The organism is Mesorhizobium sp. B2-7-3 (assembly GCF_006440715.1).
GTDB classification, from domain to species: Bacteria; Pseudomonadota; Alphaproteobacteria; order Rhizobiales; family Rhizobiaceae; genus Mesorhizobium; species Mesorhizobium australicum.
Genome location: NZ_VFTY01000003.1, coordinates 79389 through 104351 on the forward strand (window position 1 = coordinate 79389; position 24963 = coordinate 104351).

Sequence of the window (24963 nt, forward strand, 5' to 3'; positions counted from 1 at the left end):
TGGCGGCAAGCGTCGACGACTTAAGCTTACGTTTTTCCTCGACCCCGCGTAATTTTATGTCGCGGAAGCTCCAAGTTTTTTGTGAATCGGTCTTGTGCGCGTTTAGGAATTCTGCCATAAAAATTTAGGACAGTAGTGCTGTCTTATTTTGTCGCACAAAACAGGCCGGATTGGCGTAACATATTGGCCTCTCCGGCTGTTGCCGCGAGCGACAGGTGGACGGCCGGACGCTGGCCTGTACGATACCAGATGCGAAGCATGCGAAAAGCCGCATGGTTCGAAAAAGGATTTCGCAAGACGTGCCGCAAGGATCAGGGTGAGCCAAGCGCTTGCCGAGGCAAACCAGCGCCTGAAGGGCTGGAATGGAGGACAGGACAATGACGGAATTGACGCTCTCTGCGACGAACGGCCAGGCCGCGCAGACGAAAGCGGCCGCCGTCAAAAATACCTCCACCAAAAATCGCGCGTCTGCCGGCGGCTTGACCGCCCAGGGCCTCTACGATCCGCGCAACGAGCATGACGCCTGCGGCGTCGGCTTCATCGTCAACATGAAGGGCGTGAAGTCGCATCAGATCGTCAAGGACGGGCTTGCCGTGCTCGAGAACCTGACGCATCGCGGCGCCGTCGGCGCCGATCCGCTGGTCGGCGATGGCGCCGGCGTGCTGGTACAGCTTCCGGATCTTTTCTTCCGTGAGGAGATGGCGGCCCAAGGTATCGAACTGCCACCGGTAGGCCAGTACGGCGTCGGACACTGGTTCATGCCGCAGGATGCTGCCCTTCGTGCACATATCGAAGAGATCATCGCCGAATCGGCGCAGTCCGAGGGGCTGCCACTGCTCGGTTTCCGTGACGTGCCGGTCGACAATTCGTCGCTATCGAAGGCGCCTGACATCGTCGCGTCCGAGCCGTTCCACCGCCAGGTCTTCATCGGCCGCACGGCCGACATTACCGACGACGAGGAATACGAGGCCAGGCTCTACCTGCTGCGCAAGGTCATATCGGGCCGCATCTACGCCGAGAACGACAACAAGGACATCGGTGCCTACTGCGTGTCGCTGTCGGCGCGCACCATCGTCTACAAGGGCATGTTCCTGGCTTATCAGGTCGGGGCCTACTACAAGGACCTCAAGGACCCGCGTTTTGAGACCGCGCTGATCCTCGTCCACCAGCGCTTCTCGACCAACACCTTCCCGTCGTGGAAGCTGGCGCATCCCTACCGCATGGTCGCGCATAATGGCGAGATCAACACGGTGCGCGGCAACAACAACTGGATGGCGGCGCGCCAGGCGTCGGTCGATTCCGAACTGTTCGGCAACAACATCTCGAAGCTCTGGCCGATCTCCTATGACGGCCAGTCCGATACCGCCTGCTTCGACAATGCGCTCGAGTTTCTGTTCCAGGGCGGCTACAGCCTCAGCCACGCCATGATGATGCTGATCCCGGAAGCCTGGGCCGGCAACAAGCTCATGGATGCCGATCGCAAGGCCTTCTACGAATACCACGCCGCGTTGATGGAGCCTTGGGACGGGCCGGCGGCGGTCGCCTTCACCGACGGACGCCAGATCGGCGCCACGCTGGACCGCAACGGCTTGCGCCCGGCACGCTACATCGTCACCGATGACGACCGCGTCATCATGGCTTCCGAGGCCGGCGTGCTGCCGGTGCCGGAGGAGAAGATCGTCCAGAAGTGGCGGCTGCAGCCCGGCCGCATGCTCTTAATCGACCTTGCCAAGGGCCGCATCGTCCCCGACGAGGAAATCAAGTCGGAGATCGCGACCAAACACCCCTACAAGACCTGGCTTGCCAATACGCAGCTCATCCTGGAAGATTTAAAGCCGGTCGAGCCACGCGCGCTGCGCAAGGATGTCAGCCTGCTCGATCGCCAGCAGGCGTTCGGCTACACCCAGGAAGACACCAAACTATTGATGTCGCCGATGGCGACCACCGGCCAGGAAGCCGTGGGCTCGATGGGCACCGACACGCCGATCTCGGCGATGTCGGACAAGTCGAAGCTGCTCTACACCTACTTCAAGCAGAATTTTGCCCAGGTCACCAACCCGCCGATCGACCCGATCCGCGAGGAACTGGTGATGAGCCTGGTGTCGTTCATCGGACCGCGGCCGAACATCTTCGACCTGGTCGGCAATTCGCGCCGCAAGCGGCTCGAAGTGCGCCAGCCGATCCTGACCAATGGCGATCTCGAGAAGATCCGCTCGATTGGCCACACCGAGGACCGTTTCGACACCAAGACGATCGACATCACCTATGGGTCGAGCGAGGGTGCTGCCGGCATGCAGGGGGCCATCGACCGGCTGTGCGAGCGGGCGGAGGCGGCAGTCGCCGGCGGCTACAACATCATCATCCTGTCCGATCGCCAGCTCGGACCGGACCGCATCGCCATTCCGGCGTTGCTGGCCACGGCCGCCGTGCACCACCATCTGATCCGCAAGGGGCTGCGCACCGCGGTCGGCCTGGTCGTCGAATCGGGCGAGCCGCGCGAGGTGCATCATTTCTGCTGCCTTGCCGGCTACGGCGCGGAAGCGATCAATCCCTATCTCGCCTTCGACACCTTGCTCGACATGCACAAGCGCGGCGAACTGCCCGAGGAGGTCGACGCCTACGAAGTGGTGTCGCGCTACATCAAGTCGATCGGCAAGGGCATCCTCAAGGTGATGTCCAAAATGGGCATCTCGACCTATCAGTCCTATTGCGGCGCGCAGATCTTCGATGCCATCGGGCTGAAGACCGATTTCGTGCAGCAATACTTCACCGGCACCGCGACACTGATCGAAGGCGTCGGACTGGATGAGGTCGCAGGCGAAACCGTCAGCCGTCACACGGACGGTTTCGGCAGCGATCCGGTGCTGCGCAACAGCCTGGAGGTCGGTGGCGAATACCTGTTCCGCATGCGCGGCGAGGCGCATATGTGGTCGCCCGACGCGGTCGCCACCTTGCAGCACGCCGTGCGCCAGGGATCGTGGGAGACGTTCAAGGACTATTCGGCGCAGATCGACAGCGAGACGGCCCGCGCCCAGACCATACGCGGCTTGTTCAAGATCAAGCTGGCGGATGAGACCGGCCGCACGAAGGTCGCCCTCGACGATGTCATGCCGGCGGCCGACATCGTCAAGCGCTTCTCGACCGGGGCGATGTCGTTCGGCTCGATTTCCAGGGAAGCGCACACCACGCTGGCGCGTGCCATGAACCAGATCGGCGGCAAGTCGAACACCGGCGAGGGTGGCGAAGAGGCCGATCGCTATCTGCCGCTGCCAGGTGGCGGCAAGAACCCCGAACGTTCGGCGATCAAGCAGGTCGCGTCGGGGCGTTTCGGCGTGACGGCGGAATATCTCGTCAACTCCGACATGATGCAGATCAAGGTGGCGCAGGGCGCCAAGCCCGGCGAGGGCGGCCAGTTGCCCGGCCACAAGGTCGACGCAACCATCGCCAAGGTTCGGCATTCGACGCCGGGCGTCGGCCTGATCTCGCCGCCGCCGCACCACGACATCTATTCGATCGAGGATCTGGCGCAGCTGATCTACGATCTGAAGAACGTCAATCCGGCGGCCGACGTCTCGGTCAAGCTGGTGTCGGAGGTTGGTGTAGGCACGGTCGCGGCCGGCGTTGCAAAGGCGCGCGCCGACCACATCACCATCTCTGGCTATGATGGCGGCACCGGTGCGTCGCCGCTGACCTCGCTCAAGCATGCCGGCAGCCCGTGGGAAATGGGTCTTGCCGAAACGCACCAGACGCTGGTGCTGAACGGCCTGCGCTCGCGCGTGGCGCTGCAGGTCGACGGCGGCCTGCGCACCGGGCGCGACGTCATCATCGGCGCGCTGCTCGGCGCCGACGAGTTCGGCTTCTCGACCGCGCCTTTGATCGCGGCCGGCTGCATCATGATGCGCAAATGCCATCTCAACACCTGCCCGGTCGGCGTCGCGACGCAGGATCCGGTGCTGCGCAAGCGCTTCAAGGGTACGCCCGAGCATGTCATCAACTTCTTCTTCTACGTGGCGGAGGAGGTGCGGGCGCTGCTCGCCGAAATGGGCTTCACCCATATCGACCAGATCATCGGTGACGCCGACCTTCTGGAAAAGCGTGACGTGATCCAGCACTGGAAGGCGCGCGGGCTCGATTTCTCGAAGATGTTCTACAAGCCCGATGCGCCGCATGAAGCGGTGCACTGGACCGAGCGGCAGAAGCATCCGATCGACGATGTGCTCGACCGCAAGCTGATCGAACTGGCCAAACCCGCGCTGGAGGCCAAGCAACCGGTCAAGATCGAGGTCGACATCCGCAATGTCGACCGTTCGACGGGCGCCATGCTGTCGGGCGAGGTCGCCAAGCGCTTCAAGCACAAGGGCCTGCGCGAGGACACGATCCAGGTAAAACTCACCGGCACGGCCGGCCAGTCCTTCGCCGCCTTCCTGGCACGTGGCATCTCGTTCGAGCTCGTCGGCGCCGCCAATGACTATGTCGGCAAGGGCCTGTCGGGCGGGCGCATCGTCATCCGGCCACCGGAAGAGGCAAGGATCGTCGCGGCCGACTCCATCATCGTCGGCAATACGGTGCTCTATGGCGCGACCGAGGGCGAGGCCTATTTCGCCGGGGTCGCTGGCGAGCGCTTCGCGGTGCGCAATTCGGGCGTCGCCGCGGTCGTCGAGGGCGTCGGCGACCATGGCTGCGAATACATGACCGGCGGCGTCGTCGTCGTCATCGGCAAAACCGGCCGCAACTTTGCCGCCGGCATGTCGGGCGGTGTCGCCTATGTGCTGGACGAGGCAGGTGATTTCGCCGAGCGCTGCAACATGGCCATGGTCGAGCTCGAGCCGGTGCCGGAAGAAGATGATCTGATGGAAAAGCTGCTGCACCATGGCGGCGATCTCGACCACAAGGGCCGCGTCGACGTGTCTGGCGACATGACCAGTCATGACGAAGAACGGCTTTACCAGCTGATCTCGAACCACGTGCACTATACGGGTTCGGTGCGCGGCCGCGAGATACTCGACGACTGGGCTATTTTCCGGCCGAAATTCCGCAAGATCATGCCGGTCGAATACCGCCGCGCGCTGATCGAGATGGAACGCATGCGCATGGGCGTCGCGGCCGAATAGATTTGAGAATTGCCGGGGGGCCCAGGCTTCCCGGCCCCTTCATCGACAGTTTGACCTCGGGCTCAAGGTTGCCACGGCTGCCTCAAGAGGTTAACGGGTGCGGCGAAAACCGCACCATCTGGACAGCAGGAACTGGACTATGGGCAAGGTAACAGGCTTTCTCGAAATCGACCGGCAGGTGCACAAGTACCAGCCGGCCTCCGACCGCATCCGGCATTTCCGCGAATTCACGCTGCCGATGTCGGACAAGGAAGTCGAGAAACAGGCCGCGCGCTGCATGGATTGCGGCATTCCGTTCTGCCATGGGCCAACGGGCTGTCCGATCCACAACCAGATCCCCGACTGGAACGACCTCGTCTACAACAGGGACTGGGACAACGCGATCCGCAACTTGCACTCGACCAACAATTTCCCGGAGTTCACCGGCCGCATCTGCCCCGCGCCTTGCGAGGAAGCCTGCACGCTGAACCTCGAGGACATTCCGGTCGCCATCAAGACGGTGGAGCAGGCGATCGCGGACAAGGCTTACGAGACCGGCCACATCAGACCCTATCCGCCGGAGAAGAAGACCGGCAAGCGGGTCGCCATCATCGGCTCCGGCCCAGCCGGCATGGCGGCCGCCCAGCAGCTTGGCCGCGCCGGTCACGACGTGCATGTCTATGAGCGCGAGAGCCGCCCCGGCGGGCTGATGCGCTACGGCATCCCCGACTTCAAGATTGAGAAGCATTATATCGACCGGCGCATCGAACAGATGCAGGGCGAGGGCGTCACCTTCCATTGCGGCGTCAATGTCGGCATCGACAAGCCGGTGGCTGAACTCCTCGCCGAACATGACGCCGTGCTCTATTGCGGTGGTTCGGAAACGCCGCGCGCTGCCGGCATTCCCGGCGACGATCTCGGCGGCGTGCATGACGCGATGCCCTATCTGGTGCAGCAGAACCGCCGCGTCGGCGGCGAACCGATCCAGTCGGTGGCATGGCCGTCGCATCCAATCATCGCCGGTGGCCAGCACGTCGTCGTCGTCGGCGGCGGCGATACCGCGTCCGACTGCGTCGGCACCGCCTTCCGCCAGGGTGCGGTGCGCGTCACCCAGCTCGACATCCGTCCGCAGCCGCCCGAGAAGGAAGACAAGCTCTCCGTCTGGCCCTACTGGGCGACCAAGATGCGCACCTCGTCCTCGCAGGCCGAGGGCGCCGAACGCGAATTCCAGGTGGCGACGCTCGAATTCATCGGCGAGGAAGGCCAGCTTACAGGCGTGAAGTGCTGCGAGGTCGACGACAAGCGCAAGCCGATCGCCGGCACTGAATTCGTCATCCGCGCCGATCTCGCCTTCATCGCCATCGGCTTTGCTGGCCCGGCGATGGCGGGCGTTGCGGCGGAACTCGAGGGGGAGATGAAGATCACCACCGACAGCCGCCGTTCCAGGAATGTCGAGGCCAATGACCGCGATTACAGGACGAGCGTCGACCGACTCTACGCGGCGGGCGACGTACGCCGTGGCCAGTCGCTGGTCGTCTGGGCGATCCGCGAAGGCCGCCAGGCGGCACGCTCGATCGACGAGGCGCTGATGGGGACGACCGTCCTGCCGCGTTAAGGGCTGATCGCCGTGGTGGTGTCGGACGCTGCCGCTGTCGCCGGACTTGCCTTCGGCGGCCGGGAAAAGTCGTCGGCGCGGCCTGGGGAAGCCTCCGGCGCCTTGCCCTCGATCACCAGCCTTTCGCCAGGGAGAGCCGGATTGGCCTTCGGCGGTGGGGCAGCGCCGAGCAATTCTGTGCCGCCGTCGAGCGCGGGATCGCTGAGCAGCATAGGTTGGGTGCGATCGATGACGATAGGCGCGGCCGCTGGAGCGGGGGTCTCGACCGGTGCGCCCGCCGGCGCCGTCGTCGGTGCCACGCTTCCCGGCGCGGCCAGTCCAAGGATCTTAAGCAGCGGCTTTTCGGTGTAGAAGGCGAGCTTGCGCTTGCCGGCTTTGGACACGTTGATGCCGTCATCGGCGCGCAGTCGCACCGGCTGACCGTTCATGTCGGGGCCAGAGGTGACGAAGGCGCCGTTCTCGTCGACGAAGCCGTCCCAGACATCGACGAATTCGCCGCCGTGGCTTTCGGCGGCCTTGTGGTAGATGTCGTTGAAGGCCAGCATGTCGGAGGTCATCTTCGGCACCCGGAAGGCTGGCATGCCGACCCACAGGAAAGGCACCTTGGCGGTGGCGATTGCCTTGCCGAGCTCATCGGTGCGGCGCTCGTATTCCTTCGTCCAGTTTTCGGAGCGGGGCTGTTCGCGTACGTCGCCGACCTTCATCTGCTGGCGGTCGTTCGACCCAAGCATGACGACCACCGCGGCGGGTTTTTCGGTGTCGATCAGCGATTTGATCTGTTCGGGCCAGTTGTAGAAATCATCGCGCACGAAGCCTGACGAGCCATTGCTGCGGACCAGGATCCTGACGCCGGTATTCTCGGCGAAGGCTTCGTCCAGACCCTCGGCGAGGCCGGCCGCCATGAAGTCGCCGACCACCAGGACGGTGCGGGCGTCCGGCGCTTTTTCGACCACGGGCGTTGCCGGCTCCTCTGGTGGGCGAGGCGCACGCCGTTTCTTCTTCGGCTTAGGTCTCGCCTTCTGGATGTCCTGTGGCGGCTCGACCCGCTCGCTGCGGCGCGGAAACAGAAGGTCGCGCAATGACCAGCCCCGGCTTTGCTGCGGCTGTTCCTGCGCCATGGCTGGGGCATGGACGGCTCCGGCCACGGCAATGGCGAGCACGGCGAAGGCCAGGATCAGCACCGGCATGCGACGGACGAACGTCCCGATGCGCGTAGGCCAAACCAATCGCTCCCTCCCTACTCAACTTCGTCAGGCTCTATTTCTGCCTGAGCCATTTCAGCACTTCCAAGCTCGGATAGCCATCCTGGGTCAAGCCAACCTTGGCCTGATAAGCCATGATGGCCGTCTTCGAGCCGTCGCCGATCTTGCCGTCGAATTTGCCGTCGTAAAGGCCGTGCTGGGAAAGTCGCTTCTGCAACTCCTGCCGTTCCTCGAAGCTGAGCTTGGTAAAAGGCCGGTTCCAATCCTGGACCAGGCCGCTGCCACCCGCGATCTCATCGGCAAGCAGACCGACGGCGAGCGCGTATTTGTCGGCATTGTTGTAGGCCTTGATGACCGAAAAATTCCTGACCATCAGGAAGGCCGGCCCGCCACGGCCGTCCGGCACTTTCAGCGTTGCCTTGTCGGTGAGGTTCTTGAACGGCTTGCCGCTGGCGCGGCCCACGCCGAGCGCCTGCCATTGCGCCAGGGTCTTCGACCCGGCGGGAAGTTTGCCGGCCGGCAACGCGACCTCGTAGCCCCAGGTCTTGCCGGCCTGCCAGCCATTCTTCTTGAGCAAATTGGCTGATGTCGCCAGCGCATCGGGAATGGAATTCCAGATGTCGCGCTTGCCATTGCCGTCCATGTCGACGGCATAGTGCTGGTAACTGGTCGGGATGAACTGGGTCTGGCCCATGGCGCCCGCCCAGGAGCCCATCAGGTGGCTTTCGTCGATATCGCCGGTCTGCAGGATCTTCAGCGCCGCGACCAGCTGGGTGCGGGCGTATTTCGACCGTTTCGCGTCGCCATAACCCAAAGTCGCCAGCGAACGGATGACGTTGCGCATGATGTCGTCGCGCTTGAGAATTTCGCCATAGTTCGATTCCATCGACCAGATGGCCAGGAGAACGTAGCGGTCGACGCCGAATCTCGCCTCGATCCTGTCCAGCCAAGGCTTCCATTTCTTCGCCATCTGCTGCCCGACGGCGACGGACTGGTCATGGACGCGGTTGTCGAAATAATCCCAGGCGGGCGCGGTGAATTCGGGCTGGGTGCGGGCCTTTTCCAGCACCACCGGATCGGGCTCGTTGATGCCCCGGAAAGCCTGGTCGTAAACGGCGCCGGAAACGCCACCCGCCACGGCGGTGGCGCGGAAGCCGGCGACCCATTGCCGGAAACCGGCGTCGGCGAAGGCCGGCCCGGTGGGGACAAGCAAAGCGAGCGAGAGGCTGGCCGCCGTCATGACGCTGGCGAAACGTTTTGCGGCATTGCGAACGGACATTTTTTCCTCCTTCTCTGTCCCAGGAAAGACCATTCTTCGCCGAACCGGGTTAGGAATTAGTTTACCATAGGCGTCGCCTGGAACGAAAAGACACCTCGATGCTTTAACCGGCGGGAGTTTCCCTCAGCCGCCCCACTAATCTTCAATTCCGGCGCGAAAATGTCGGGGGACGGGGATTGCGGAGCTGGCCAGCAAACGGATAATTTAAACTATGAAGAGAGTTCGCAAGGCAGTTTTCCCGGTCGCCGGTCTCGGCACGCGGTTTCTCCCGGCCACCAAGGCTGTTCCCAAGGAGATGCTGACCGTCGTCGACAGGCCAGTCATCCAGTATGTCGTCGACGAGGCGCGCGAGGCGGGCATCGAGCATTTCATCTTCGTCACAGGCCGCAACAAGGCGGTCATCGAGGACCATTTCGATATCCAGTTCGAACTCTATGATACGCTGGCACAACGCGGCAAGGACGAGCAGCTTGCCCGCCTGCAGCGGCTGCAGCCGGCACCGGGGCAGACCAGCTTCACCCGCCAGCAGGTGCCGATGGGTCTTGGCCATGCCGTCTGGTGCGCGCGCGAACTGGTCGGCGATGAGCCGTTCGCCCTGTTGTTGCCCGACATGATCATGCAGTCGGAAAAGAGCTGCACGAAGGCGATGGTCGAGCTCTACGAGGAGACCGGCAACAACATCATCGCGGTGCAGGAATGCGACCCGGCGGAGGCTCATAAATACGGCATCGTCGGGCGCGGCGAAGACACGCATCACGGCTTCCGCATCACCGAGATGGTCGAGAAGCCGAAGTCGGGCACCGCGCCGTCCAACCTCTACATCAACGGCCGCTACATCCTGCAGCCCGAGATCTTTAGGATTCTGGAAGGCCAGGAAAAGGGCGCCGGGAACGAGATCCAGCTGACCGACGCGATGCTGAAGCTGGAGAAGCAGCAGGCCTTCTACGGCTACCATTATAAGGGCCGCACCTTCGATTGCGGCTCGCCGGAAGGTTTCGTCGAGGCCAATGTCGCTTTCGCGCTGTGGCGCAACGACATGAACCAGAGCATGGCCGGCGTCATCCGCACGCTGCTCGACGAGATGAAGCCATCAGAACGGCGCGGGGCAGCCTTCTAGGGTATGCCTGATATTCAGGTGATGCCGGCCTGCGAATGGCCGCTCCTACGCTTCCCAGTTCTACTGCGTCGCAGTAGAACTGTGCTCACGTACATAAAGTACGCTCCGCTGCGGTTCTCGGTATCAGCCATTCTCGACTCGGCCCGACCCTGACTCTCGCCATACCTTGGCGCACACGCCTTCAGCGCTGCACCTTCACGCCGACGAAGATGCTGTTGGCGGTGTAGTCGCGGCCGGGCAGGTTACTGGTCAGCTTTTCGGTCCTTACCCTGCTGGTGAGGCCCGCATAGCGGTTCAGCCACCAGGTCAGCCCGGCCTCGGCGCTCAAGATCCTGTCATGGCCGTCAATGCCGACATAATCGCGCCAATCCAGGCCCAAGGCCGCATTCGCGGTAAGATTGGATCGGATCACGCGCTCGCCCGTCAGGCGTCCGGAATAGAGGATATCGCCGCTTTCGCCCGATGTGGTCGTGGTCTCGACGGTGGTCTTGCCGGTCAAGCCGATGGTGGTGCCGCGCTGCGGCGACCATTTGAGGTCGGCATTGAGGGTGGCCCCCGAAATCGCTTCCAGGCTGTTGTCGTCGATCGCCTCCCTGAGCCAACCGGCCGAGAATTCGCCCGACAGCTTCTCGCCCATGTCGAGTTGCAAGCCGGCGCGGGCGCCAAGCCGCGTCGAGGAGCGCTCGAAGCCTTCATTGTCGATGCGCTGGTCGTAGGCCCGGCGGCCGACCTCGATCTCGGTGAAGGGCGTGAGCGCCGGCGAAATCTCGTAGCCGGTGCGCAAGGTTGCAGTGTAGAGCGTGTTGTCTTGATCTTTCTGCGACAGCGAGGTGCCGTCCGAGAGCTTGGCGTCACCATAGAAATCGTGCGAGACCGCCCCGGTCAACGTGTACTGCATCTTGCCGACGGTCTTCTCGACGCCGATGCTGCCGTCGATGGTCTGCCGCAGCGGCTGGGTGCTGACGCCGGCGATGGCATCGGGCGAGGACGCGGATTCCGGCACGGCTTCGTAGCCGAGCTTGGCGATGGCGCGCAATTCATTGTCGAGGTCGACATTGAGCTGGCCTTCGATGCGCCCCTGCGCATCGTGAACCGGGTAGCCCGACACGGTTTCACGGAAAATTCCGTAGCCGTCGATGGTCGCGGCGTTTTCACGCCAGTCGGAAGCGGCGGTAAAGCGCAGCGCCGTCTCGGACAGCAGCGCGGATGTGCCGGCACTGCTCGAATCGCCGTTCGTCGTCGCCGTCAGCCCCTGTTCGATGGTCGGCCGGATGATGAAGGAGCCCCATTTGACGCCGGTGGCGGCGAACGGATCGTCCTCGGCTTTCTTGTTCTGGCCCTCGATTGCAGCGGTGCGCTCGGCGCCAGGGTCGAGTTTCTGCCTGTCCACACTGTCGATGGTGAGTGCACGGCGATTGGCCGCTTCCTGATCCGCCGCGATATCGGCGGTGTCGTCGGTCGCGGCCGTCGTGGCGGTGGTGGTTGGATCCGTAGCCGCCATGGTGTTCTTTTTCTTCTTCTTTTTGTCGGCGACCTTGTCCTTTGCCTTATCGGCCGCATTCTGCCTGGCGGTCGAAGCGCGGCGTGGCTTGGGGGGCGTGGGCGCGTCGGCGGAGGCATCGTCGCCGGCCTGGGGCGGGTCGAAGACGCTGGTGGTCGAGTTCGCGGCGTCCGCGTCGTCAGGCACGGCGCCGGCGCTGGCCGGCAGATAGGTTCGCGCCGGCGCATTGTCCTGCGCGGCCGCATTGGCCGCCGCTTGCTGTGCAAGAACCAGGTTTCTCGCCTTGCGCTGCTGGTCGGACAGAATCGCCGATTCCGACACTTCTCCGCGCAGTTCCGTTTCCTGGGCATGGAGTGGCGTGGAACGCAGCAAGGCAAGGATGCTGGTCGCCAGCAGCAAGGCGCAGATCGCCTTGCCCTGTCGTCCTCTCAATTTTTCTGGCTGGACCCCGGACATCGCCACCACTGCTTGCGCGGCGCACGCGCGCCATACTTACCGAACCGTAAATGGGGATGGTTAACGGAGGGTTGAGGGCGCGCGCAGGACTGGCTCCAAACGCGGATTTCCGCGGGCGCCAATGCGGGTCCGCCTCGTGCCTTCTATTTTGATCCTTGTCGTCGTCCCCAACGACCGCACACATCCGGCCGTCATGCAGAGGCCATTTCTGTTGGACAGGCGGGCGGCAAAGCGCTAATCGCATCACCCATGCATGCGAGATCTCTCGATAAGAAGCCTCTGGACAGGCAAGCGTCGATCGAATCGGCGCTGAGAACGGTAACAACCGAACAGGCGGGAATCGCGGCCCTTGCCGAGGCGCTTGAGAACGGACTGGCGGCACCCTTTGCCCAGGCCGTCGAGACGATCTCGAAGATCGAGGGCCGGCTCATCGTCACCGGTGTCGGCAAAAGCGGCCATATCGGTTCGAAGATCGCCGCGACGCTGGCCTCGACCGGCACGCCGGCCTTCTTCGTCCATCCCGTCGAGGCCAATCATGGCGATCTAGGCATGATCGCCAGGGACGACGCCATCATCGCGATCTCATGGTCTGGCGAGAGCAAGGAGATGATGGGCATCGTCGCCTATTCCAGGCGCTTCTCCATTCCACTCATCGCCATCACCTCCGGAGAAACCTCGGCGCTGGCGCGCGCGGCCGACGTCGTGCTGCTTTTGCCGCGCACCCCGGAAGCCTGCCCGCACGGCCTGGCGCCGACGACGTCGACGCTGCTGCAACTGGTCATCGGCGATGCACTTGCGATCGCGCTGCTCGAGGCGCGCGGCTTCACGCCGGACCATTTCCGCACCTTCCATCCCGGCGGCCAGCTCGGCGCCAACCTGACCATGGTCTCCGAGATCATGCGGGTCGGCGAGCAGATGCCGCTGGCTTCGCTCGGCACCAAGATGCCGGAAGCGGTGATGACGCTGTCGCAGAAGAAGGTCGGCTGCGTGCTGATCGTCGACGCCAATGGCGAGTTGGCCGGGATCATCACCGATGGCGATGTCGCGCGCAACCTGCACCGCAACCTGGCCGACGTCATCGTCGACGAGGTGATGACCCGCACACCCAAGACGGTCGACCCGCAGACGCTTGCAGGCACTGCGATCGCGCTGCTCAACGAGCACAATGTCGGTGCGCTGGTGGTGACCAGGAACAACATGCCGCTGGGCGTGGTGCATTTCCACGACCTGCTGCGCATCGGCGCCGCCTAAGATATTGATCTTTCAGGTGAGGCCGGCCTGCGAGCGAAGGCTTCCTGCGCTTCCGGCGTAGGCCGGAGCGCACGGACTTAATGTCCGCCCTGCTCGTCGCAAGAGCGACCCGAAACCCATCGTTCACGACTTGGCCTGACCTGAATCTCAATACTTTAGCGCGTTGGCACTCGCTGGAATTCAGACCCGCTCCACCGTCAGTTCCAGATCCGTGTCCGCGGCGCTTGTCACACGAACCTGAGTGCCGGCGGGCAGATCGGGGCCGGAGACACGCCACAGCGTGTCGCCGAGCTTGATGCGGCCACGGCCGTCGCGGATCGGTTCGGCGAGCGTCGCCATCCTGCCGACCATCTGGGCGCCACGGCGATTGAGCAGCGGCTGATCGGTTGGCTGGTCGTGTCCGCCCATGAGTTTCTTGCCGACAAAGGCTGAAACCAGCGACAGCACGAGGAATAGCAGCACCTGGACCTGCCATGTCCAGATGGCGACATCCCAGATCAGCAGCGACACCGCGCCGACGATCAGAGCGGCGATGCCGATCCAAAGCATGAAGAAACCCGGTGCGATGACCTCTACCACCAGCAGCACGAAGCCCAGAACCATCCAGTTCCACGGCCCGAGTTCAGAAACGATGCGGTCGATCATGAGAGTGGCCTATCTCAGTTGTCGGAGGGCCTGACGACAGGCGGACGTGCCGCCTGCCTTTGCGCGCCGGTCGTGCCTTCGCTGCGAAAGACTTCCTTGGCGATTTCGCCGATACCCCCGAGCGAGCCGATCAGCGACGATGCCTCGAAAGGCATCAGCACGATCTTGCTGTTGGTGGCGGTGCCGATCTTGCCCAGCGCCTCGGTGTATTTCTGGGCGACGAAGTAGTTCAGTGCCTGGACGTCGCCCTTGGAGATCGCTTCCGACACCACCTGGGTGGCGCGGGCTTCCGCTTCGGCGGAGCGTTCGCGCGCCTCGGCGTCGCGGAAGGCGGCTTCCTTGCGGCCCTCCGCTTCGAGGATCTGCGACTGCTTGAGGCCCTCGGCGGCCAGGATCTGCGCGCGCTTGTTGCGCTCGGCGGTCATCTGGCGGCCCATCGATTCGATCAGGTTGGCGGGCGGGTTGATATCCTTGATCTCGACGCGGGTGATCTTGATGCCCCAAGGATGCGCGGCCTCGTCGACGACGCGCAGCAGGCGCTCGTTGATGGCGTCGCGGTTCGACAACAGCTCATCGAGGTCCATCGAACCCATAACGGTACGGATGTTGGTCATCGTCAGGTTGAGGATGGCGTTCTGCAGGCCGGCAACCTGATAGGCGGCCTGTGCCGCATTGAGGATCTGGTAGAAAGCGATGCCGTCGACACCGACAATGGCATTGTCGCGGGTGATGATCTCCTGGCTCGGAACGTCGAGCACCTGTTCCATCATATTCATCTTGGCGCCGATGCGATCGACGAACGGAAAGATGAGGTTCAGGCCGGGGCTCAGTGTCTTGGTGTAACGACCAAAGCGTTCGACGGTATAGTTGTATCCTTGTGGGATTGTCTTGATGCCCTTGAACAGCACCAGTACGACAAGCGCCACCAGAACAACGACCGCAATATCGAAACCACTGAAATCCATTTGGCCCTCCCTCATGGGCAGGCCGCGCGAGCCATTCCCGCGCAACCGGCTTCACCAAAGACTTAAGTGTGTTTCAGGAACGTTACAATCAGGTGATGAGGGATTGTTTGTGGGTATGCACTCAGCGGTTGAAGGCAAACAGGTTTGCATCCGTGTCTTCAAGCCCGCCGATCGAAGCAGAGATGATCTCGGCGGCGATGCGCGAGAAGGTAATGCCGTTGCCGCCATAACCCATCACGGCATGGATGCGCGGGTGCCTGGGAATGGCGCCGATGTAGGGGAGGCCAGTGGTCGTGGTGCCGAAGGAGCCGGTCCAGGCAAAGTCGGGCCGGGTGTCGAGGTGCGGAAACATCAGGTCGAGTTTTGCGGCAATGCGGGCGCTTTTGTCGGCTATCAGCTTATCGCGCCGCGTCTCGTCAAGGAATTCCTCGTCCTCGCCGCCGCAGATGACCCGGCCATCGGCGGTTGCCCTGACATAGAGGTAGGGATCCGACGCCTCCCAGATGAACGCCGCGCCCGGCCAGAGCTTCCGTGGTTGCGGACATGTCGCAATCGCCCATGTCGAGATGACCCGGTGAGCGGCCGCCGGCACGATGTCGATCAGCTCGTAACCGGTGGCCAGGACAACATGCCGTGCCGTGATGGTGGGGCCGTCCGTGGTTGCCACCACCACCTCATAGGCGCTGTCCTCGATCGCCGTCGCTTCGACGGGAGCGTATAAACGTGCCTTGCGCTCCAGCGCCTTGAGCAGCAGCCCTGCCGTCAGCTTGCGAGGGTCGAGCGCGATGTTGCCATGGCTCAGGATGGCGCCACCCCGATCGATGCCGAATGCTCCGGCCAATGGCGCCGATGTAAGATAGGTCGCGCCGATGCCGGCCATCTGCCGCGCCTCGGCTTCGTCCCGGAGTTCCGATGGGCCGAGCACGGGGCCAGCCAGATAAAGCGATTGGGTGCGGCTTATGCCGCAGTTGATGCCGAGTTCGGCGATGCGGGCGGCAAGGTTGGAAACGGCTAGCCGGGAGCGTCGCCAGGCCTGCCGTGCCTGGCCCTTGCCGATCATCCTCGAGAGCGTTGAAAGCGGCTGGTCGATCTCGAATTGCACAAGCGCGGTTGTTGCCGCCGTCGATCCTTTCAGCGGCCCACGCCGGTCGATGCAGATCACGGCGTGAGCGCCGGCTGTCAGCGCCTCGGCCATCATGGCGCCGCTGATGCCCATGCCGACGATAAGCACATCGGTCTTGACGTCCCGGGTCAGACTGCCAGTCGGTACCGCGGGCGCCCGATAGGCGGACCAGACGGGCCGGCCAGTGCTGAGGTCAAGTTTGCGGAGCATTGAGTTCTCCGGAGGCGCTGCTCAACGCTCCGGAGCTGGTGTTGTTCCGGCATCAAGCCCAGCCTGACAGCTCGCGCCGTACCATCGCTTCGATCACCGCCATGCCTTCAGGGCTGTCATTCAGGCATGGTATGTGGGCGAAGTTCTTGCCGCCGGCATGGTGGAAGGTCTCGGCCGCTTCGCGGCCAATCTCATCCAGCGTCTCGATGCAGTCGACTGAAAACCCCGGATTGACGATGGCGATCGACTTGACGCCGTCCTTGGCCAGTTTCTCCACAGTCTTGTCGGTGTAGGGCTGCAGCCATTCTTGCGCCCCGAAGCGTGATTGGAAGGTGGTGATCAGTTTTCTTTCGTCCCAGCCGAGCCTGTCGCGCAGCAGCCGCGTCGTCTTCAGGCAATGGCAATGATAGGGATCGCCCTTCTCAAAATAGGGTTTTGGAATGCCGTGATAGGAGGCGATGACCACCTCGGGCTGGAAATCCAGGGTCGCCAGGTGCCGTTCGATCGAACTGGCTAGGGCCTCGATGTAGACTGGCTCATCATAATAGGGCGGCACGCTGCGGACGGCAGGTGCTGCCCGCATCTTCATCAAGGCGCGAAACAGCTGGTCGTTGGCGGTGGCGGTCGTCGTCGCCGAATATTGCGGATAGAGTGGAAAGCTCAGGATGCGATCGCAGCCTTGTGCGACCAGCCTTTCGGCGACGCTCGACGTCGAAGGGTTGCCGTAGCGCATCGCCCAGTCGACGACCACGTTGGGCAGATCGCGTAGCGCCTCGGCCAGTTTTTCACCTTGTGCGCGGGTATAGGTTCGCAAAGGCGACTCGTTCTTCTCCCGGTTCCAGATCCTGGCGTAGTTGGCGCCCGACTTCTTCGGTCGCGTGGTCAGCACCAGTCCATAGAGGATGGGATACCAGATCGCCTTGTTGAGTTCGATAACGCGTGGATCAGACAGGAACTCCCTGAGATAACGCCACATCGGCCTGAACTCGGTGCCGTCGGGTGTTCCAAGGTTGACCAGCATGACCCCTATCTTGCCGGTCTTGACGGGGGGATGCTCGACCGGTCGTGGGCCAGGGGCTTTCGCGGCTTTGGGATCGACAATAGTGGAAAGCGGCATATGGGTCTCCGAGACGTGAACCTAACCATCCTGCAGGAGCTTTCAATGCCGCGTCTGGCCGCACCTTGCAGCATGTCGCGGCGGATAGGATTAGCCCGACCTGCCGTAAGCTTCTGATAACCGAGGACACCTCCGGGCGACATGCATCAGGCCATGGAGATATAAACCCGCCCGGTTCCCCGGGCGGGCGATGTGGCGGAGCTGGACGAAATTACTTCGCCGGGATGGTCAGTGTCGCGCCCGGCATAAGCCGATGCGGCCTTTGGCCCTTGTTCGCCTCATAGATGAGCTTCCACTTGGTCGCATCGCCATAGGCCTTCTTCGCCAGATCCCAGTAGGTATCGCCGGTCACGACGACATGATTGCCGGTGGCTGGTGTGGCTTCAGCGGGCTTTGCCGGCTCGGCGGGCGCGGGCGTCGCAGGCGCAGGAGTGGCCGGCGCGGGAGTGGTCTCGGCAGGCTTCGCCGGTTCGGCAGGTGCCGGCGGGGCCGGTGGTGCAGGCGCGTTTTCCGTCGATATGGCTGGCGGCGTGTTGGCGATATCGCCTGAGTTGGCAGGCAATTCCGGCATTGCCGGTGCAGCCGGTTTGGCAGCCTCGGCCGGTGCCGGCGCTGCCGGTGCGGTCTCCGCCGGCTTTGCTGGTTCGGCGGCGGGAGCTGCCGCTGTCGTCGCTGCGATCTCGGTGATGCGGCCGTCGAGCTTCGGCGTATAGGGCCGGTGCGCGCCGAGATAGTCGGCCATGACCTGTTCGAGGCCAGGGCCGTAATCATAGGCGTTCTTGGCCTTTTCGGCGAAGACCTTGTAGCCATCGCCGCCCTGGCGGACATAGTTGTTGGTGGCGACCAAATAGTCCTTGGTCGGACTTATCGGCGTCCAGGCGCCGTTTTCCATCACCTCCACCGACTTGACGCGGCCGGCATTGGGCGCGACCGATCTGTCGAAGGAATATTTGAGGCCCGCCACCTGCGGGAAGCGGCCGGCGCCGTCCTCGATCTGGCTGAGCCCGCCTTCGAGGCCGGCGACCAGGTCCTTGCCGGAAATCTGGAAGGTCGCCAGCGTGTTCTGAAACGGCAGCACGGTCAGCACCTCGCCCATGGTGACGGTGCCCTTGTCGATGGAGGCGCGCAGGCCGCCGCCATTTGAGATGACGATCTCGACGCCCTGTCCCTTGACGCGGTCGAGGATGGCGTCGGAGACGAGATTGCCCATCGCACATTCCTTGGCGCGGCAGCTTTCGCGGCTGCCGTCGATGACGTCGGTGGTCTCGGCCACTTCCTTGTTCTTCAAGGCCTCGATCGGCGCGCCAAGCTCCTTGATGCGGACGAGCACGGCCGGGTCCGGTGTGATCGACTTGTCGAGATAGATCGGGTCGCCGCTTGCCGATTTGACGACGCCATTGTCGTCGAAAACCACCTTGAACTCGCCGAGATATTTCGAATAGGACGCCGCCTGCACCACCGGCACCTTGTAGCCGCCGGGGTTGTCGACCATGGTCGGGTAGGGACCAGCCGCCTTCGGATCGGTATTGGACAGAAGCGTGTGGCTGTGGCCGCCGACCACGATGTCGATGCCAGGGATCTTGGCAATGACGTCGCGCTCCCTGTTGTAGCCGATATGGGTCACGGCGATGATCTTGTTGACGCCTTCTCCCTTGAGTTTCTCGACCTCGGCCGTGATCGACTTGACATCGTCCTCGATTTTGATGTTGGGGCCGGGGGAGGCGAGTTCGGGCGTGTCGTTGGTGACGGCGCCGATGATGCCGATCTTCTGGCCGCCGACCTCGACGACAACAGACGGCTTGACGCGGTCGCCGAGCTTGGACTGCGCGTTGGCCTTGACGTTGGCGCCGAGCACAGGGAACTTGATCATGTCGAGGAACGGCGCCAGCGCCGCCTCGCCGTCGTCGAATTCATGGTTGCCGAGTGCCATGGCGTCGAACTTCATGTCATTGAGGAACTCGCCTTCGACCTTGCCCTTGTAAGTCGTGTAGAACAGCGAACCCTGGAAATTGTCGCCGGCACTGAGCAGCAACACGTTCTGGCCTTCCAGCTTCTTGCGTTCCTGGGCAATGGCGGTGATCAGTCGGCCGGCGCCGCCGATGCATTCGCCCTTGGTCTCCTCCTCGGCCGAGCAGGTCGATTCGTATTTGTTGTTGCCTTCGATGCGGCTGTGCCAGTCATTGATGTGCAGGATGTTCAGTGTGTAGTCGGCAAAGGTTGCGCCGGCCGACAGGCCAAGCGTCGACGCGGAAAGGGCGGCAATGGCGGCAAGCTTCTTCATCTTCGTCTCCCGGTAGGCTGATCAGAGGCGTCTGGCGCCCTTGCTTGACTGGGTATTACAGCCAGCGTTTCGATCATGTTCCCATCGCGTCCGGGCCGACGCAAGGGGAAATGCGGCGGTATCTCCAGGCGCGAAACCCGGGGTATTTGCCGGCACAAAAAAAGAACGGCGGCCGAGGGGCCGCCGTCTTATGTGACTGGAATGTTCGCCGAGTTCAGGTGCGCCGCGTCAGCACGAAATTCTGGCCGGCGGAGCTGGTGCAGTTGAGCTGGCTGGTCGACACCATCAGGCAATTGAAGCTTACCGGGGTTTGGCGGATCAGCGAGGTGCCGTTGATCTGCACCGACGTGGCGCCGGTCATCGTGTAGCTGCCATCGGCAAGCTTCTGTCCCGTGTCGGTGGCGACGGTCGTGAAGGTGCCGCCGGTGAAGGTCGACAGGCCGGTGCCCTTGGCATCGATCCAGGAACCTTCGACCCCTTTCGGGGCGGCGGCCATGGGCGGCGTATCTGGGCCGCTGGTGGCACAGGCAGCAAGCATCGAGGCAAGGGCGCCCGCCAGGCCTGTCGAAAGAACTTTGCGCGCAATCGTCATATGAAATCCTCTCCAAACGCGTCGTCCCAGAAATCGGGCCGATTTCTGGGAATTGACGCGAACGTCCAAAGTGCCGGGGTATGCTTTAAGCGTTCAACGGACGCACATCGCCACCCCAGGCCGCCTCCCTTCAATCGCCCGATTTCCGGGCGATTGCAAGGCAATGGAGCATGGTCCGGGTGGTGCTATCGGACGAGGATGTTGCGGAATTGCCACGGGTCGCTGCGGTCGAGGTCCTCCGGGAAGAGACCCGGGCGTCTGTCGAGCGGCGTCCAGTCGGTATAATAGCCCTTGACCGGTCCGAGATAGGGCGACTGCACGTCCAGGCAGCGTTTGTAATCCATCTCGTCGGCCTCGACGATGCCGGCGGCGGGATTCTCCAGTGCCCAGACCATGCCGGCCAGGACAGCCGAGGTGACCTGCATGCCAGTGGCGTTCTGGTAGGGGGCCAGCTTGCGCGCTTCGGCGAGTGACAGCTGCGAACCATACCAGTAGGCATTCTTGTCATGGCCGTAGAGCAGGACGCCGAGTTCGTCGACACCGTCGACCAGTTCGTTCTCGTCGAGCACGTGGTGCACCGGCTGCGGCTTGCCGGCGGCCCCGAACATCTCGTCCAGCGACAGCATCGCATCGTTGCAGGGATGGTAGGCGTAGTGGCAGGTCGGGCGGTATTGCACCTTGCCCTTCTTGGAGCGCACTGTGAAGAAATCGGCGATCGAGATCGCCTCGTTGTGCGTCACCAGCAGGCCATATTGCGGTCCCGGCGTCGGGCACCAGGAGCGCACGCGGGTGTTGGCGCCGGGCTGCTCCAGGTAGATCGCGGCCTTGGAGCCATGCTTGTGCTTCTTGCCGTTCTTGGGCATCCAGGTCTCATGCGTGCCCCAGCCGAGCTCGGCCGGCTGCAACCCCTCGGAGATGAAGCCCTCGACCGACCAGGTGTTCCAGAACACATCCATCGGCTTGGGCTTCTTGGTGCGTTGCGTGTCGCGCTCGGCAATGTGGATGCCCTTGACGCCGGCCTTCTTCATCAGCTTGGCCCAGCCCTCGCGGTCGTCCTGCGATGGCTCGGAGAATTCCATGCCAAGATCGGTGGCGAGGTTGACCAGCGCCTGCTTGACGAACCACGACACCATGCCGGGATTGGCACCGCAGGTGGATATCGCAGTGGCGCCGCCCGGCTTGTCGTGCTTTTCCTTGATCAGCGCCTCGCGCAACGCATAGTTGGTGCGGCTGGCGTTGTCGGCCTTGGCGTCGAAATAGAAGCCAAGCCAAGGCTCGACGACGGTGTCGATATAGAGCACGCCGAGCTTGCGGCAGAGCCGCATCAGGTCCACCGAGCCGGTATCGACCGACAGGTTGACGCAGAAGCCCTGGCCACCGCGATTGGTCAGAAGCGGCGTCAAAAGCTTCTTGTAGTTCTTCTCGGTCACCGCTTCCTGGACGAAGGCGATGCCGCGCTCGTCGAGCAGCTTGCGATCGGTATCGCGCGGGTCGAGGACTGTCATGCGCGACTTGTCGAACTTGAAATGGCGCTCGATGAGCGGCAACGTTCCGCGTCCGATCGAGCCGAAGCCGATCATCACCACGGGGCCGGTGATCTCACCGTAAACGGGCCAGTTTTCGTTCGCCATTTTATCGAGCACTCCTTCAACTACGTCCAAAAGCGGGCAACTGCGTTCAAAAGCTGGGCAACTGCGTGCAAAAGCCCGGCATTTTCGCCCAACGGCCATGCGCTACATCACAGATCATTGTCACAAACCAGCGAAAAGCGCCAACCAGCGACTACGCGTCCTTGGCCATTTGGTTAAGGACAGCGATCAGCCGATCGCGATCCGATGTCAGGCCCTTGTAGTCGAGCTGGGCGACATCGAGTGCTTCGAGCTGCGCGGCAAAGGACGCTGCCAGCGTCGCCCGGTCCGGGTGCCGCGCCAGCACGGCGAGCGAGTCGAGATGGATGCGGATGGTGAACAGGATGTCGCGTGAGGCGGGCAGTTTGCGCAGCGTCTGGCGCTCGACCCGGATGAAGGCGTGCGTCTTCACGTCACCGTCGGGGAAACGCGTCGGCCGGCTGGTGGCGCGGTCGATGCGCTCGATATTGGACAGCGGATGGTAGAGTGCATCGCCTGATTGGATTGACCAATTGTAACGTTCGACGGCCTGGCCCTGCAGGCCATCGAACATCCGGTTGATCAGATCGGCCGGCCTTGTGCCTGGGCCGAAGCCCGGCACCGGCTCGTGGATCTGCTGCAGCGGCTTGCCGAATTTTTCGACAAGCGACCAGGACGAGGGAAAGCACAGCGAACCCGCGGCGAGCCGCCAGCCGTCTTCGCCCCGCCGCATGAGGATCAGGTCCTCCTGGACCAGCAGCGAGGCCGCGACGAGGGGGGCGCCGGCGAGGCTGGAGGGGATCGTGGGACGGCTCGTCGCACCCACGACCGCAACGCCCGCATCGCTGCGCCGGTGGGTGTCGGGAAATCTTTCCGGCAGGTAAGCGCCGAGCAGTTCGAGCACTTCCTGCTGGGCGTCAAGCGTACCGTCCTGCTCGACGAAGACGCGTTCAGGGATTTCGGCATAGAGCCGGCGCTTTTTAGCGAGGTAGGGCAGCAAATGGCCGTCTACCTCGATCCAGTCCGCAGGGTCGAGCGGCTTCAGCCCGATGGTGAAGAGTTTCGACGAGCCGTCATACGGCGTGTGGGCGGGTAGGGACGTCATGCCTCAGATCAGTTGACTTCAGATTAGTTTGGCCGGGATCAGCCCGCGCAGCGAATTGCCGACGAACAGCGCCTTGGCGGATTTCAGGTCATTCAAGCTGTAGATCGCTTCACCGGCGCGGCCTTCATCCAGAAGCGCGCCGCGCAGTACGCCAGGCAGCAGGCCGCAATCGAGCCGGGGCGTTGCCAGCACGCCGTCGCCGAAATCGGCGAAGACATTGGTGATCGTGCCTTCGCAGATCTCGCCGCGCTCATTGGCCAGCAGCACCTCATCGGCCTGGGTGACGAGGTATTCGGAGCGGGCCTGGGTATAGAGCTGCCGCCGGCTGGTCTTGTGGCGCAGCAGCATGTTGCTCGAATCGAGCCTCGTCCGCGCCAGCCGCAGTGCCCACACCTTGTCGGCGGCAAGCGGTTCATAGGGCTGCGCCGAGGCGTTGGCCTGGCCATTGCGCGACAGGGCGAGCCGCGTGCGCATGGCGACGGGCGATCGATCGACCGCGTCGCTCAGGGCCTCGCCAACCCTTTGCGGATCATAGCTGAAGCCCAGTTCCGCCGCCGAGCCATAAAGGCGCGCAAGATGGCGATCGAGGCGCAGGAAGCCCGAGGCGGGCTCCCAGCGCATGGTCTCGATCAGCTCGAAACCGGCGGTGTCCCCGTCGCGAAACGGGCTTTGAGCAAACACTCCTGATACTCCTCTTCCGCGACCGAATCGAAGACGATGCCGCCGCCGACATTGTAGACGGCCTCGCCGCTGGCAAAGAGCGAGATGGTGCGGATCGCCACGGAAAAGCGCATCGTGCCGCCGGGCGCGATCCAGCCAATGGCGCCGCAATAGACATCGCGCGGCGTGGCCTCCAGATCGTGCAGGATCTCCATGGCGCGAATCTTCGGCGCGCCGGTGATCGAGCCGCAGGGAAACAGCGCCGCGAATACCTGTCGTATCGAGAGGCCGGGCAGCAGCTTGGCCCTGACGTCGCTCACCATCTGGTGCACGGTCGGGTAGGTCTCGATGCGGAACAGTTCCGGCACCTCCAGCGTGCCGACCTCGCTGATCAGCGATATGTCGTTGCGCAGGAGGTCGACGATCATCCGGTTCTCGGCCTGGTTCTTCTCGTCATTGCGCAGGAAATTCTTCTGCCGCTCGTCCTCGTCCCCGGTTGCGCCGCGCGGTGCGGTACCCTTCATCGGATGCGTCTCGATCATCCCCGCCGCATCGATCTCGAAGAACAGTTCGGGCGAGCGCGACAGGACGATCGGGTCGCCCAGCGCGATCAGGGCGCCATATTTCACGGGCTGGCGTTCGGTCAGCGCGTCGAAGGCGGCGAGCGGATCGCCGGACCATTGCGCGTGCACCGGAAAGGTCAGGTTGCCCTGGTAGCAATCGCCTTGCCTGATGTGCCGATGCAACCGCGAGAACCGCTTCTCGTAGTCCTCGAACGACCACGTTGCCCTTGCGTCGAAGATCGGGCCGTTGGTCGGCGTGCCTAGCGGCGGCACCGCTTCTTCATCAGGAGCATCGAAGACCCCGAGGCAGACCAGCGGGGCCCGGCGCCGGCCCGGCAGCAAGGGAACGAGTTTCGGTTCGAGCAGGTAACCGGCCTCGTAGGAGAAATAGCCGGCCAGCCATTTGCCGGCATCGTGCGCGGCCTGCGCCGCTTGCAACGCCGCCGGGAAGTCTTTGGGCTCATGCGCAACGATGACATCGGCCGGCCGCTTGAAAACGAGCTGGCGCGCGCTTTCGTCGTTGCGGAAAATTGCTGCGGGCAGGGACATGGGAACCGGGATCGATGGAGCTGACGATCGCTCTA

Annotated in this window: 17 protein-coding genes; 4 read left to right on the forward strand and 13 right to left on the reverse strand. The window is 63.3% G+C overall.

Going from position 1 to position 24963, the window contains the following annotated elements; all coding sequences use genetic code 11:
* Nucleotides 1-377: 377 nt before the first annotated feature.
* Both gltB and FJW04_RS07860 read left to right on the forward strand, forming a co-directional pair.
* Nucleotides 378-5111 (forward strand): glutamate synthase large subunit, encoded by a 4734-nt coding sequence (gltB, locus tag FJW04_RS07855; RefSeq protein WP_015315835.1) that lies wholly within the window; start codon nucleotides 378-380, stop codon nucleotides 5109-5111.
* Nucleotides 5112-5250: 139 nt separating this feature from the next.
* Nucleotides 5251-6705, forward strand: a complete 1455-nt coding sequence (locus tag FJW04_RS07860; protein ID WP_015315836.1) for a glutamate synthase subunit beta — start codon at nucleotides 5251-5253, stop codon at nucleotides 6703-6705.
* Here FJW04_RS07860 and FJW04_RS07865 read toward each other — a convergent pair.
* Together FJW04_RS07865 and FJW04_RS07870 are read right to left on the reverse strand one after the other, a co-directional pair.
* Complete coding sequence (locus FJW04_RS07865) at nucleotides 6702-7892, reverse strand: DUF459 domain-containing protein (protein ID WP_140713886.1); 1191 nt, start codon at nucleotides 7890-7892, stop codon at nucleotides 6702-6704. The genes FJW04_RS07860 and FJW04_RS07865 overlap by 4 nt on opposite strands.
* Nucleotides 7893-7962: 70 nt before the next feature.
* Nucleotides 7963-9186, reverse strand: coding sequence for a lytic murein transglycosylase (locus tag FJW04_RS07870; protein WP_015315838.1), 1224 nt, complete (start codon nucleotides 9184-9186; stop codon nucleotides 7963-7965).
* A 211-nt stretch (nucleotides 9187-9397) separates the two neighbouring features.
* Between FJW04_RS07870 and galU the strand changes: the two genes are divergently transcribed.
* Nucleotides 9398-10303 (forward strand): UTP--glucose-1-phosphate uridylyltransferase GalU, encoded by a 906-nt coding sequence (gene galU, locus FJW04_RS07875; RefSeq protein WP_015315839.1) that lies wholly within the window; start codon nucleotides 9398-9400, stop codon nucleotides 10301-10303.
* Between the two features lie 181 nt (nucleotides 10304-10484).
* Here galU and FJW04_RS07880 read toward each other — a convergent pair whose 3' ends face one another.
* Nucleotides 10485-12260, reverse strand: coding sequence for an outer membrane beta-barrel protein (locus tag FJW04_RS07880; protein WP_181172900.1), 1776 nt, complete (start codon nucleotides 12258-12260; stop codon nucleotides 10485-10487).
* Between the two features lie 249 nt (nucleotides 12261-12509).
* On the opposite strand from FJW04_RS07880, the gene FJW04_RS07885 reads away from it, so the two are divergent.
* Nucleotides 12510-13511 carry a KpsF/GutQ family sugar-phosphate isomerase gene (locus tag FJW04_RS07885; protein ID WP_140619376.1) on the forward strand — a complete coding sequence of 334 codons (1002 nt, stop codon included), beginning with the start codon at nucleotides 12510-12512 and terminating at the stop codon, nucleotides 13509-13511.
* 180 nt (nucleotides 13512-13691) lie between these two features.
* Here FJW04_RS07885 and FJW04_RS07890 read toward each other — a convergent pair whose 3' ends face one another.
* From FJW04_RS07890 to FJW04_RS07935, 10 genes are all read right to left on the reverse strand, one after another.
* Nucleotides 13692-14156: an NfeD family protein gene (locus FJW04_RS07890; RefSeq protein ID WP_015315842.1), complete on the reverse strand. Its 465-nt coding sequence runs from the start codon at nucleotides 14154-14156 to the stop codon at nucleotides 13692-13694.
* 14 nt (nucleotides 14157-14170) lie between these two features.
* Nucleotides 14171-15121 carry an SPFH domain-containing protein gene (locus FJW04_RS07895; RefSeq protein WP_015315843.1) on the reverse strand — a complete coding sequence of 317 codons (951 nt, stop codon included), beginning with the start codon at nucleotides 15119-15121 and terminating at the stop codon, nucleotides 14171-14173.
* Nucleotides 15122-15242: 121 nt separating this feature from the next.
* Nucleotides 15243-16454, reverse strand: a complete 1212-nt coding sequence (locus FJW04_RS07900; protein WP_140713401.1) for an FAD-binding oxidoreductase — start codon at nucleotides 16452-16454, stop codon at nucleotides 15243-15245.
* Nucleotides 16455-16506: 52 nt separating this feature from the next.
* Complete coding sequence (hemH, locus tag FJW04_RS07905; RefSeq protein ID WP_140713403.1) at nucleotides 16507-17571, reverse strand: ferrochelatase; 1065 nt, start codon at nucleotides 17569-17571, stop codon at nucleotides 16507-16509.
* Between the two features lie 211 nt (nucleotides 17572-17782).
* Nucleotides 17783-19852, reverse strand: coding sequence for a bifunctional metallophosphatase/5'-nucleotidase (locus FJW04_RS07910; protein ID WP_140713405.1), 2070 nt, complete (start codon nucleotides 19850-19852; stop codon nucleotides 17783-17785).
* Between the two features lie 214 nt (nucleotides 19853-20066).
* Nucleotides 20067-20444 carry a hypothetical protein gene (locus tag FJW04_RS07915; RefSeq protein WP_023770500.1) on the reverse strand — a complete coding sequence of 126 codons (378 nt, stop codon included), beginning with the start codon at nucleotides 20442-20444 and terminating at the stop codon, nucleotides 20067-20069.
* Nucleotides 20445-20629: 185 nt separating this feature from the next.
* Nucleotides 20630-22075 carry a homospermidine synthase gene (locus FJW04_RS07920; protein WP_140713407.1) on the reverse strand — a complete coding sequence of 482 codons (1446 nt, stop codon included), beginning with the start codon at nucleotides 22073-22075 and terminating at the stop codon, nucleotides 20630-20632.
* A 151-nt stretch (nucleotides 22076-22226) separates the two neighbouring features.
* A complete protein-coding gene (locus FJW04_RS07925; protein ID WP_140713409.1) occupies nucleotides 22227-23156 on the reverse strand; it encodes a DUF3445 domain-containing protein in 930 nt (309 codons plus the stop codon).
* A gap of 18 nt (nucleotides 23157-23174) precedes the next feature.
* A complete protein-coding gene (locus FJW04_RS07930) occupies nucleotides 23175-23837 on the reverse strand; it encodes an aminotransferase class IV family protein (RefSeq protein ID WP_015315850.1) in 663 nt (220 codons plus the stop codon).
* A complete protein-coding gene (locus FJW04_RS07935; RefSeq protein WP_140713411.1) occupies nucleotides 23786-24928 on the reverse strand; it encodes an aminodeoxychorismate synthase component I in 1143 nt (380 codons plus the stop codon). The genes FJW04_RS07930 and FJW04_RS07935 overlap by 52 nt, the downstream gene beginning before the upstream one ends.
* Between the last annotated feature and the right edge of the window lie 35 nt (nucleotides 24929-24963).